This window comes from Intestinibacter sp. (assembly GCF_051866655.1).
Taxonomy (GTDB): Bacteria; Bacillota; Clostridia; order Peptostreptococcales; family Peptostreptococcaceae; genus Intestinibacter.
In genome coordinates this window covers 1-8,911 of sequence record NZ_JBJDXL010000565.1, presented here as the reverse complement: position 1 = coordinate 8,911, position 8,911 = coordinate 1, and the positions used below count along the sequence as shown (strand labels likewise).

The 8,911-nt window shown below is 28.1% G+C and carries 20 protein-coding genes; all 20 read right to left on the bottom strand.

The annotated features are described in order from the left end of the window. Positions 1-348 precede the first annotated feature (348 nt). The 20 genes from ACI3VO_RS17130 to ACI3VO_RS17035 all read right to left on the bottom strand — a co-directional run bounded on the left by ACI3VO_RS17130 (position 349) and on the right by ACI3VO_RS17035 (position 8,753). The gene (locus tag ACI3VO_RS17130; RefSeq protein ID WP_439759066.1) at positions 349-1,038 is read right to left on the bottom strand and encodes a metallophosphoesterase family protein; all 690 of its coding nucleotides are present in this window, start codon (positions 1,036-1,038) and stop codon (positions 349-351) included. Beyond that, the gene (locus ACI3VO_RS17125; RefSeq protein ID WP_439759065.1) at positions 1,016-1,372 is read right to left on the bottom strand and encodes a hypothetical protein; all 357 of its coding nucleotides are present in this window, start codon (positions 1,370-1,372) and stop codon (positions 1,016-1,018) included. Before ACI3VO_RS17125 ends, ACI3VO_RS17130 begins: the two co-directional genes overlap by 23 nt. Before the next feature lie 2 nt (positions 1,373-1,374). Then, complete coding sequence (locus ACI3VO_RS17120) at positions 1,375-1,767, bottom strand: hypothetical protein (protein ID WP_439759064.1); 393 nt, start codon at positions 1,765-1,767, stop codon at positions 1,375-1,377. Beyond that, a complete protein-coding gene (locus tag ACI3VO_RS17115; protein WP_439759063.1) occupies positions 1,745-2,053 on the bottom strand; it encodes a hypothetical protein in 309 nt (102 codons plus the stop codon). Before ACI3VO_RS17115 ends, ACI3VO_RS17120 begins: the two co-directional genes overlap by 23 nt. Then, complete coding sequence (locus ACI3VO_RS17110) at positions 2,046-3,191, bottom strand: hypothetical protein (protein ID WP_439759062.1); 1,146 nt, start codon at positions 3,189-3,191, stop codon at positions 2,046-2,048. The genes ACI3VO_RS17115 and ACI3VO_RS17110 overlap by 8 nt, the downstream gene beginning before the upstream one ends. Further along, a complete protein-coding gene (locus tag ACI3VO_RS17105; RefSeq protein WP_439759061.1) occupies positions 3,169-3,399 on the bottom strand; it encodes an SEC-C metal-binding domain-containing protein in 231 nt (76 codons plus the stop codon). Before ACI3VO_RS17105 ends, ACI3VO_RS17110 begins: the two co-directional genes overlap by 23 nt. 3 nt (positions 3,400-3,402) lie before the next feature. Continuing rightward, complete coding sequence (locus tag ACI3VO_RS17100; RefSeq protein ID WP_439759060.1) at positions 3,403-3,609, bottom strand: hypothetical protein; 207 nt, start codon at positions 3,607-3,609, stop codon at positions 3,403-3,405. 68 nt (positions 3,610-3,677) lie between these two features. Beyond that, the gene (locus tag ACI3VO_RS17095) at positions 3,678-3,884 is read right to left on the bottom strand and encodes a hypothetical protein (protein WP_439759059.1); all 207 of its coding nucleotides are present in this window, start codon (positions 3,882-3,884) and stop codon (positions 3,678-3,680) included. A 2-nt stretch (positions 3,885-3,886) separates the two neighbouring features. Continuing rightward, positions 3,887-4,048 carry a hypothetical protein gene (locus tag ACI3VO_RS17090; protein ID WP_439759058.1) on the bottom strand — a complete coding sequence of 54 codons (162 nt, stop codon included), beginning with the start codon at positions 4,046-4,048 and terminating at the stop codon, positions 3,887-3,889. Between the two features lies 1 nt (position 4,049). After that, positions 4,050-4,451: a hypothetical protein gene (locus tag ACI3VO_RS17085; RefSeq protein ID WP_439759057.1), complete on the bottom strand. Its 402-nt coding sequence runs from the start codon at positions 4,449-4,451 to the stop codon at positions 4,050-4,052. After that, the gene (locus ACI3VO_RS17080; RefSeq protein ID WP_439759056.1) at positions 4,448-4,666 is read right to left on the bottom strand and encodes a hypothetical protein; all 219 of its coding nucleotides are present in this window, start codon (positions 4,664-4,666) and stop codon (positions 4,448-4,450) included. The genes ACI3VO_RS17085 and ACI3VO_RS17080 overlap by 4 nt, the downstream gene beginning before the upstream one ends. Then, positions 4,650-5,138 carry an FAD-dependent thymidylate synthase gene (locus ACI3VO_RS17075; RefSeq protein ID WP_439759055.1) on the bottom strand — a complete coding sequence of 163 codons (489 nt, stop codon included), beginning with the start codon at positions 5,136-5,138 and terminating at the stop codon, positions 4,650-4,652. The genes ACI3VO_RS17080 and ACI3VO_RS17075 overlap by 17 nt, the downstream gene beginning before the upstream one ends. A gap of 424 nt (positions 5,139-5,562) precedes the next feature. Beyond that, a complete protein-coding gene (locus ACI3VO_RS17070; RefSeq protein WP_439759054.1) occupies positions 5,563-6,024 on the bottom strand; it encodes an FAD-dependent thymidylate synthase in 462 nt (153 codons plus the stop codon). Continuing rightward, positions 5,993-6,502: an AAA family ATPase gene (locus tag ACI3VO_RS17065; RefSeq protein WP_439759053.1), complete on the bottom strand. Its 510-nt coding sequence runs from the start codon at positions 6,500-6,502 to the stop codon at positions 5,993-5,995. The genes ACI3VO_RS17070 and ACI3VO_RS17065 overlap by 32 nt, the downstream gene beginning before the upstream one ends. Before the next feature lie 207 nt (positions 6,503-6,709). Beyond that, positions 6,710-6,898, bottom strand: a complete 189-nt coding sequence (locus tag ACI3VO_RS17060) for a hypothetical protein (RefSeq protein WP_439759052.1) — start codon at positions 6,896-6,898, stop codon at positions 6,710-6,712. Between the two features lie 2 nt (positions 6,899-6,900). Further along, on the bottom strand, positions 6,901-7,362 hold the full coding sequence (locus tag ACI3VO_RS17055; protein ID WP_439759051.1) for a hypothetical protein: 462 nt from the start codon (positions 7,360-7,362) through the stop codon (positions 6,901-6,903). After that, the gene (locus ACI3VO_RS17050; protein WP_439759050.1) at positions 7,352-7,561 is read right to left on the bottom strand and encodes a hypothetical protein; all 210 of its coding nucleotides are present in this window, start codon (positions 7,559-7,561) and stop codon (positions 7,352-7,354) included. Before ACI3VO_RS17050 ends, ACI3VO_RS17055 begins: the two co-directional genes overlap by 11 nt. Beyond that, the gene (locus tag ACI3VO_RS17045) at positions 7,554-7,793 is read right to left on the bottom strand and encodes a hypothetical protein (protein WP_439759049.1); all 240 of its coding nucleotides are present in this window, start codon (positions 7,791-7,793) and stop codon (positions 7,554-7,556) included. Before ACI3VO_RS17045 ends, ACI3VO_RS17050 begins: the two co-directional genes overlap by 8 nt. Positions 7,794-7,806: 13 nt before the next feature. Beyond that, positions 7,807-8,124 (bottom strand): DNA polymerase, encoded by a 318-nt coding sequence (locus ACI3VO_RS17040; protein ID WP_439759048.1) that lies wholly within the window; start codon positions 8,122-8,124, stop codon positions 7,807-7,809. A 290-nt stretch (positions 8,125-8,414) separates the two neighbouring features. Further along, positions 8,415-8,753, bottom strand: coding sequence for a hypothetical protein (locus tag ACI3VO_RS17035; protein WP_439759047.1), 339 nt, complete (start codon positions 8,751-8,753; stop codon positions 8,415-8,417). Positions 8,754-8,911: the final 158 nt, after the last annotated feature.

The following is an 8,911-nucleotide window of genomic DNA, read 5'->3' as shown; positions in this document are numbered from 1 at the left end:
GTTATACGTATATTTTATAATATTTTCTTTTTTAAAATGAGATAAAAGTAGATCTGAACAATTTCCAAAATATTTATAAATATAATCTAATATAATACCAGATGTATTTTTTCCTACTTGTTTTTTACCACTAATTCCTATTAACATTATAAAGTTTATCTATTTTATCACTAATTATTCCTATTATAAATATAAAGAACATTAATATATTTATACCCGGAATAAACATAAATATTGTATTACATACTAAAGATTCAGTATCATCTTTAAAAAAGTAATCCGGAACTTTTTTAGATAATACTAAATATAGATTTGCTATTAAAAATATAATATAAACTATGAAGTAAATCATAATTCTATAATTATTGGATTATATACTAATTTATAATGTTCATTTAATAGACTGCAGTTTCTTACTTTAGATTTACCTAACATTTCTATTTCATGATTAGAAGTATGTAAATGCCCATGAAGTACAATTTTAGGACTTCTTTCTAAGATAATATCTCTAAGAGGTACACATCCTATATGTTTTTCTCCTCTCCAATGAGCATGTTCAAAGCATATATCACTGCAGCCATAAGGAGCATCATGAGATATTAAAATATCGACATCTTTTGGAATTTCTTTATATAATTCCTCTAAAGTATCATCATCCTTCATAAATGCCCAGTTTCCAAATTGATGACAATATGGAGTTCCAAATATTCTCCATTCTTTTCCTTCTGAATCATAATATTTAGCCTCTTCATTACATAGATATATTAATTTTTGATTAGAAAGCATACGTAATTCTAAAGGAAGCATTTCAGAGCAATGATTAAATATAAAATCATGGTTCCCGGCAATTAAATATACTGTTTCTACGTTTAGAGAATTAATCCAATCTATAAATTCATTTTTTAACCAACTAGTCATATCGGATTTTCTTCCTTGAATATGTAATGGACTAATATCTCCTGCAATAATCATTATATCAGCTTTCTCTTCTATTTTTGGAAGATTTCCATGTAAATCACTTATTGCTATTAGTTTCATTTTCAAATATCTTTAATATTATTTCTTGTAAATATGATATATCTCTAGCATAGACTTCATCATTGCTAGGATCTACATCTGCTTGAATATAATTATAGATTTGATTTATTGCATGAACACATTCATGTAGTATTGTTTGTCTAGTATTATTTCTCCTTAATACTATATAGATAATACCTTTTACTCTTTCTACATAAGCATCAAATCTAATATCTATATTCTCTTCCCAAGGTAAATTTTCTTTATCACAACACTCTTGTAAAGTATCCCCAATAACTACCTTAATTACAGAATCATATACTGGATATTTTATTTCATTACTTACGTATACCATAATTATTTCTCAAGCTTCCCCATTACCCCTCTGTTAATTCTTTCTTCTACTCTATCGCTACATGCTTGAAGATACATAGTTAATCCTTCAATCTGTATATCATTATAAGGACTTGGATAACGCTCGTTTAATTTCTTTACTCTATCTAATAGAATTAAAGCTAATTGTTCAGATTGTAATCCTGGAATAATACTTCCATCATCATTCTTCTGTACAAATTGAATAGTTGTAGTTTTATCCACATAATCATAAGTATTTTTCTTAGAGTTAAATCCAGTACTTAATTGTACTCTATAACGATGTGCTCCATTATATCCATCTGTAGGAACTACTTCTATAGTTGATTTTGTATTTGGATATATTATCAAATCATCAATCTGTTGAAATTTCTTCATTGCTGTCATATTTTTTAGTTATTATTTTAATTAAACTTCTATTTTTATCATAAACTTTTGTTACTTGAAATCCTACCTTATGAGGATTCTTTTCTATAGATTCAGTAGCCATTCCTATTATTGGCTGTATTAATCCCATTTGTAAAGCTAATACTGTAGTTTCAGAATTATATTTAATATTGGGATTTATAAGTTTAGCTGCTTCTTCTATATATTCTAGTATTTCAGTTATATCAACTTGATTATTTCTTGCTATCTTTTTATAGGTAGTTTCTAAATCAAACATTTTTCATTATTTTATCCCAGTTATATAATAATAAGAATATAATAGGACTTTCTACAGTACCTTTCTCTTCTGGTTCTGGATAGTTATCAAGCCATTTACCTAATAAATTAAGATTTATTTTTTCCTTTTTATTGGTAAGAAATACTAATTGTGGCATAAACAATTCTCCTGATTCTAGAGATTTATTAAACTTATTGATAAGCCTTGTCTCATAATCTCCGAAATACCATGCTCCCCCTGCTACAGCTAAACTATAGTAAGAAGTATTTTTAACTGGAAGTTTTAACCATTTACATATATAAGGATGATAGATTCTATCTGCAAAGAAAATAAAAGGTTTATACCATAAACTTTGCCAGAATGTCTTACATTTACCTCCTAATGCTTGATATGCTTTTCTGAATCCATAAGCAAAATACCAATTATTAGCTCCTCTTTTTACCTTAATATTATATTTAAGATGTTTATTTCTATCTTCAATTCTATTCCAAGGCTTTACTTTATTCGTATCAAAAGTAGGAACATAAGTCCAATGATGATATAATGCACTATAGTATGGATTGTATATCACATGTTTATTACTAATAATATACCCTAGTGAATAAAAACAAGAGTCATTGTATTCTAGAGTATATTTTAGTTTTTTATGTATTTCTGTCATAATAGGAGCTAAATTCCATATTTGATCCTGAGAAATAAACATAGAATGACAAGGATCTTCATTAATTAACTCTTCTCCTCTAGTATAGCTAGTATCTACAGTATTTAAATGAAATTTAGAAGTATCAGACGATTTTATATCATCTCTTAACAAAAATCCCTTTTCTCCTTTGAAATAAATATTTGGATATTTATCTATAAACAAACTATAACAAGATTTATGTAATCTCCATAGAGAGTTAATAGCATTTTTTAATTCTTTTTCGTCTTCATTAGGATCTAACCAGTATTTTGTATAAACATATTGAATATAATAAGATAAATCTATAATTCCATCCCCAGAAAATCCACTTAAATTATCAAAATTTACACTAGCTAGTGGTAAATTACTTCCAGTTTCTTCTGAATCATCTGATTTATGAATAAAGTATTTATAAAATATATCCTCCCATGCTTTATATTTCTCTTCTCTTGTCATAACTATTTATTAGCTTATTATCAATTTCCATACAACAATTTTTATATTTCTTTCCAGAACCACAAGTACATGGATTATTTCTAGATGGAACCTTAATTCTTGTATAAGGATTACTTTTAAAAAGGCTATAGAGATTGTCTATAGCCTTTTTCTGTTCCTCTTCTTTAATCTTATTATATTCTTCTATATTAATATCAGAAACTTTCATACTCTACCAAGATTCAAAATCAGTTATATCTAGTTTTTCATTACATGAATTACATTTTACTATTGTACACTGACCAATTCCAGTAGGAGTAATAATAAAAGTGTATTTTCCTCCTACAGCTGATGTAAATGGACAATCTTGATGATCATTATAGAATTTTTCTAATTCAGAAATTTCTTTATTAGTTAGAGTAAAATTTAATTCCTTCATAAAACCATTTTTTATTTATAGTAAATACAATAGCTCTGACAAATTCGGAATTATTAAATATAAAGTATCTAGTCTTGATCATATTCTAATGTCTTAATTAAATAATTAATGGCATCTAATTCTCCAGAAGCTAATTGGAATATTTTATCATTCATATTTATATCCCATCCTTCTCCATTAGCCCATTCTGTAACTTCTATAAAATCAGAATCTTTAGCTAAGAAATCATATCTTTTCAATTTATCATTTACTGATTTTCTGTTCCTCTTCTCCATAATTATTGATTTTTAGATAACCACTCTGTTTCTATGAAATAAGCACTACTTCCAAAATCATTGAGACCTTGCTCATCATTAATTAAGTAAGAATGCTCTTTAAATCCTTCCAAATCCATAAGTAATTGTACTTCTGGCCATGTTACTACTGTATAGGTTGTCATATTAATCCCACCAAGTTCTCATAAAATACTCTCGAATCTTACAATATAAATGCCAAGCTTTTTCTTCCCTTACACCACATTTTACAATAGGTTTATCAATATTTGGAATATCTTTAGGAAAGAATCTTCTATAATTCCTAATATTAACATAAACTGGCATCCACCATTGTTTGTATTCTTTATCATGCTGGATATTTCCGTCTAAAGCTATTTTAAGAATTTTAATAGCTATTCTCATCTGCTCTGCATATCTTTTACTATTTACACAGATTCCTTTAGATTCTTGATATTCAGCCATTTGTTTTAATGCCTCGATTTCAATATCTAATAAATATCCATAATCAAAAGGATAAAATTGTTTTACTCTTTTGATTAACTTTAATTTATTTCTATCTCTTTTCATTTTGGAATCTCCATCCATTTATCATAAATAGTTATTGGCAATGTAGTTAATCCGTATTGCGTTTTAATACTCCATATAAATGGATAATTTACTTTATAGGTATCTAAAACATCTGGAGTTGCAACTACTAATTTAGCTATATTAATAGTTCCATTAGTATTTAATATTACTCCTTCTTCTTTGTTTGGAAGTTTATCTTTAGTCCAAGTCCACATAACCTCTTTTAATAAATTCTTCTTTTAAAGGAATAGCTAGCTCGGAAGCAGATGGATGTGCTGAATTATCACACCTTAACCTGAAGAAATCTTTCCAGTCATCCACAAATCCAGTCATTACTAATTCAGTTTTTAAAGCATTAGGCAGTACTACTCTTGCTTGTTGTGGCTTCCACCCTTGATTTAGTAACTCCAAATACAATTGTTCAGCTATTTGTAAGCTTACTATGAAGTTTTTTTCTGGAGTTATTGGCCAGGGTTTAAACCACTCTTCCTGTTTTCCAGAAAGGCGATAATAATACTCACAAATTAGGCTTCCATAGTCATCCTTATTAATAATAGTTCCTTTAATCTCCTTTAAAAGAGACTCATCTGTCCAACAAGGAATAATAAAAGTAAGTTCGTTACCAAACTTATCCTTACTATAGTTACAATAACGGGTACTTTCTTGGGAAAAGCTAAATACTCTCAAATGTTATGTTAAGGCTCTTTATCCTTAACTCTCTAAGTTTCCTTAGAGTATCGGACTATATCTTAACGTCTCTCTATTTAAAATAGAATCTTATCCAAATTTTACAGGAAGAAGTTCTTATTTAAATGGGAAAACGTTCCCTGCGCTCGTGTTAGTATTATATTCTTTTGAATATACAGGACAATCTTCCTTGAACTGTGGGCAAAACACAGGATCATAGTGTTGTAATTTACATAGTTTAATTCTCCAATCAAAGTCCTTTAATACTATTGCATAAGGACATATTTTGTTATAATTCATATTCAAAAGTTTCAACTATTAGTCTCTAAACCTTCCAACTTTGTTAAAGGTTGGCTTGGCTGTTGATTAGCATAGCGTAAAGCCTCCCAACAATTCACAGGGTTTATTATTCATAATGTTACCATTATGCGACACAAAGTAGTTTATGTCTTACAAACTCGTGAGATATGCCTCTATCACAAACAAACTCTACACAGATTCTTTTCTTATGATATTCTGTAGGTTCACATAAATATTTAAGATCATCAAGCCAGTTATTCTGTAATAATACTCTATAGTTCGTAGTCACATAGTAAATATTGTTAATCATAACTACTTTAGAGTAAGGATTATTCTTATACTTACTAGTCAATAGGTCTCCAAGATAGTTAAACTTTATTGGAATCTTTAAATGGACAGTCCCATGCTCTAATACACTTGTATGCCCACTTTTGATAAGTCTATCAACAAACTCTTTAGCAGAGTCTTCAGTTATCTTATCAGAGCTTTTGTAACAGATGCGGCCTGCATATTCAATCTGTTTATAGATTCCTTCTAATTCTGGCCCTTGTTCTTTAATTTTGAATAACGGTTTGATTAGTCTCATAATTATTTTCTAAAATATGTTTATACTTATTGTAAGTATTTCTAATAACTTCTTCTCCAATAGGATGTTCTCTAAGAGAATCTCTTCTAATACATTCTTCTAAAGGAATAAAGAAATCCTTAAACTCTATTTCATATTTAAATCCAGTATTCTTTTCATCTAAATCATTCTTTCTGTACTGTTCTACTAAATCATTATGAACTTTTACTGTAGATTTATAAAACTCAACTTCTCTATCATTGAGATTCATATTATCAATAATGATGTCATATCCCTCAAGCATAGAATAACTTAGAAAAGCTTTCTTTAAACAAGAAACTAATAGTTCTCTGCTAGTAACCCAATATTTACCAAGCATATTTCGTATATCATCATTATTGAATCTTACCCTATTTTCAGGATCTTCTAATACCCACTGTTTGGAGTAACTAGTTTTGCCTGAACCCTGAATACCTCTACATAATATTATCTTTTTCATTTCTATGGTCTACTATTTTAATAGAATGTCCAACTATAATAGCAATCACTAGTACGATGTCCATGTGATTCTACAAAATTGTCTATATCTGTATTTCTTTTATTTTATAAACATGCACTTCTCCAATGCTATAATCAGAAATAATTAAATCAAACATAATATTAATTTATTTTTATCCCTTTCTATCTACATGTATTAAAAATCTTTTCATACTTCTACTGTTATAGTTTTAGTTGATTTCCTATAGAGACAATCACTAATCCATCTTACTTCTTTAATAAAATCAGCAGTCTTTTCTCTAGCCATTTCTATAGCTTCCTCTAATGAATCTGCTTCTAAGTAATATGAATTATTATTGGTAATTGCAATATATAAGTCTGTTCTTATTAATTTCATATTTAACTAAAATCTTCAAATTTACTAAACCTTAATCCGTCTTCTGATTTAAAATAATATTCAGAGTATTCTCCATTCATTCCATCGTCATGTGTAGAATCTTTATATAAAGAATTATTTAATTCATCATTAAATAATTGATCTACGGTAAAATGTTCTCCATATTCATTATAAATGGCTATATCATCTTGTGATAGAAAATTTTTTATACTTTCTAAGTTTGGCTTAAAATATTTTCCACCATGATAATCCCAAAGAAATTGCCATCCATAAGACCTCTTACCTAAATGAATTTCTTCTTCCAAGTCAGAATTAGACTCAATAAATTCCTTTACTTTTTCTACTAAGTCTAATTCTGTATTATCAATATTATATGTAATATATTGACTTAATTCATTTAAGCTATTAGAAAACTCTTTACGACGCTTTTTATCAAGTCTCTTACAATAAAAATTAGTTCCCATGATTAATTAATTCTACTGCTTTGTCTAAGAACTTATCAATATTATTATCATTATAAAAGCAGTCTACTCTTGCTTCGAATTGAATATTTCTAGCTATTCCATATACTGAGTCTATATAATTAAATATAGATTGTCCTTTTCTCCAATTTTTAGGAAATTCCTGAGATTCTATCTCTTTAATTAATTCTTCTTTAGTCATTTTTATTACTATACACTAAATTATCATTTTCATCATATATTTCCTCTGTAACATTACCATTATTTTCTTCTGGAGTTAGAAATTCCTGAGTCTCCCATATAAATTCTGTATCATAAAAATCATCTTGATCCTCAAGTTTTTCAATAGCTTCTTCTAATGAATCAGCTTCTATATTAAAAAAATCCCTAACCCATATTTTTACTAATGAGTCTCTATATAATTTATATTTCATATTTTTTTTATAATTAATGTATCCAAAAGTCTCCTACCTCCACGTCAGCCCCTAATTTTACTCTAGTACAAAAGGGTTTTGCCCCTTCTTCCATACATTTTACTAGGATGTTAGATATTTCGTCTTTAAGTGCTTCCGGACATTCTAGGTTTATTTCATCATGGACTGGTATACAATATTTAACTGTAAATAATAAGTTGTTCTTTCTTAACCAATTGAATAATTTAATAGAGGCTAATTTAAAACATAAAGCTCCAGCTCCTTGAATCATTATTTCTCTGAATTTATATAGTCTGCGAATTTTTTGAGGGTGTAGAATTATTACTTGCATAAAATTCTACTTCAGGTTCCTGTTTTCCACAAATTTTACAAATTTTCATATTTTTAGTGTTTAGAATTAAACAATACGCAAATTTATAAAATGTTTTTGAGAGTTAAAATATAAATTACAGATTTCTATATTTTCATATAGTAATGGACTATTTCATCATCCTTATAGGATGTCGGGCGCTATTAGAATATTATTGTTTGGAATACTCAATTCTTAGTCTCTGAACCTTATTGATACTTTTATCTCCATTCTCAATTTTGGCTGCAGATTAACATAGAAGATATGCTTCCTTAGTTTTCCTGCAATTCACCCAATTTTCTATAAATATTTCTATTTATAGCCGCATTCTGTTTACGGTAATTGATTGCCTGCTTCTCAGATGCAGATTTTCTTTTAAAATATCTCTTTACTTCCTGCACTGTTTCACAATTAGGATCTGATTTCTTCATTTCATCATAATAAGCCCAAAATTCATGATCATTAAATTTTTCCTGAATTTTAGATAGCTCTGAGAAGTCATAAATGTATGCTTTGTGCCGAGTAACAGGACTCAAAAGAATATATCCCTTTCTCATTACATCCATCCTACAATAATCTTGATAAGTTTTTACTCCAGGAAAACCCTTCATGAAATTATCATAGATTTTTTGTGCTTCTGCTAAAGGAATACCCTTATTATTTGCTATAGTGTTAGCATCTCCTCCATAGTTTATTGCGACATAGGTTGTACAACATATAAAACAACCTTTGGACTATATCATCACCTTACTATATAGTTTAGGTGTGA

Bases quoted from the DNA above. Each gene is read 5' to 3' on its own strand.
- ACI3VO_RS17060 (WP_439759052.1), bottom strand. From the start codon at position 6,898: ATGAAATTAATAAGAACAGACTTATATATTGCAATTACCAATAATAAT.
- ACI3VO_RS17100 (WP_439759060.1), bottom strand. From the start codon at position 3,609: ATGAAGGAATTAAATTTTACTCTAACTAATAAAGAAATTTCTGAATTA.
- ACI3VO_RS17090 (WP_439759058.1), bottom strand. From the start codon at position 4,048: ATGACAACCTATACAGTAGTAACATGGCCAGAAGTACAATTACTTATG.
- ACI3VO_RS17105 (WP_439759061.1), bottom strand. From the start codon at position 3,399: ATGAAAGTTTCTGATATTAATATAGAAGAATATAATAAGATTAAAGAA.
- ACI3VO_RS17035 (WP_439759047.1), bottom strand. From the start codon at position 8,753: ATGAAGGGTTTTCCTGGAGTAAAAACTTATCAAGATTATTGTAGGATG.
- ACI3VO_RS17070 (WP_439759054.1), bottom strand. From the start codon at position 6,024: ATGAGACTAATCAAACCGTTATTCAAAATTAAAGAACAAGGGCCAGAA.
- ACI3VO_RS17130 (WP_439759066.1), bottom strand. From the start codon at position 1,038: ATGAAACTAATAGCAATAAGTGATTTACATGGAAATCTTCCAAAAATA.
- ACI3VO_RS17065 (WP_439759053.1), bottom strand. From the start codon at position 6,502: ATGAAAAAGATAATATTATGTAGAGGTATTCAGGGTTCAGGCAAAACT.
- ACI3VO_RS17110 (WP_439759062.1), bottom strand. From the start codon at position 3,191: ATGACAAGAGAAGAGAAATATAAAGCATGGGAGGATATATTTTATAAA.
- ACI3VO_RS17055 (WP_439759051.1), bottom strand. From the start codon at position 7,362: ATGGGAACTAATTTTTATTGTAAGAGACTTGATAAAAAGCGTCGTAAA.
- ACI3VO_RS17080 (WP_439759056.1), bottom strand. From the start codon at position 4,666: ATGTGGACTTGGACTAAAGATAAACTTCCAAACAAAGAAGAAGGAGTA.
- ACI3VO_RS17095 (WP_439759059.1), bottom strand. From the start codon at position 3,884: ATGGAGAAGAGGAACAGAAAATCAGTAAATGATAAATTGAAAAGATAT.
- ACI3VO_RS17125 (WP_439759065.1), bottom strand. From the start codon at position 1,372: ATGGTATACGTAAGTAATGAAATAAAATATCCAGTATATGATTCTGTA.
- ACI3VO_RS17045 (WP_439759049.1), bottom strand. From the start codon at position 7,793: ATGAAATATAAATTATATAGAGACTCATTAGTAAAAATATGGGTTAGG.
- ACI3VO_RS17115 (WP_439759063.1), bottom strand. From the start codon at position 2,053: ATGTTTGATTTAGAAACTACCTATAAAAAGATAGCAAGAAATAATCAA.
- ACI3VO_RS17050 (WP_439759050.1), bottom strand. From the start codon at position 7,561: ATGACTAAAGAAGAATTAATTAAAGAGATAGAATCTCAGGAATTTCCT.
- ACI3VO_RS17085 (WP_439759057.1), bottom strand. From the start codon at position 4,451: ATGAAAAGAGATAGAAATAAATTAAAGTTAATCAAAAGAGTAAAACAA.
- ACI3VO_RS17040 (WP_439759048.1), bottom strand. From the start codon at position 8,124: ATGCAAGTAATAATTCTACACCCTCAAAAAATTCGCAGACTATATAAA.
- ACI3VO_RS17120 (WP_439759064.1), bottom strand. From the start codon at position 1,767: ATGAAGAAATTTCAACAGATTGATGATTTGATAATATATCCAAATACA.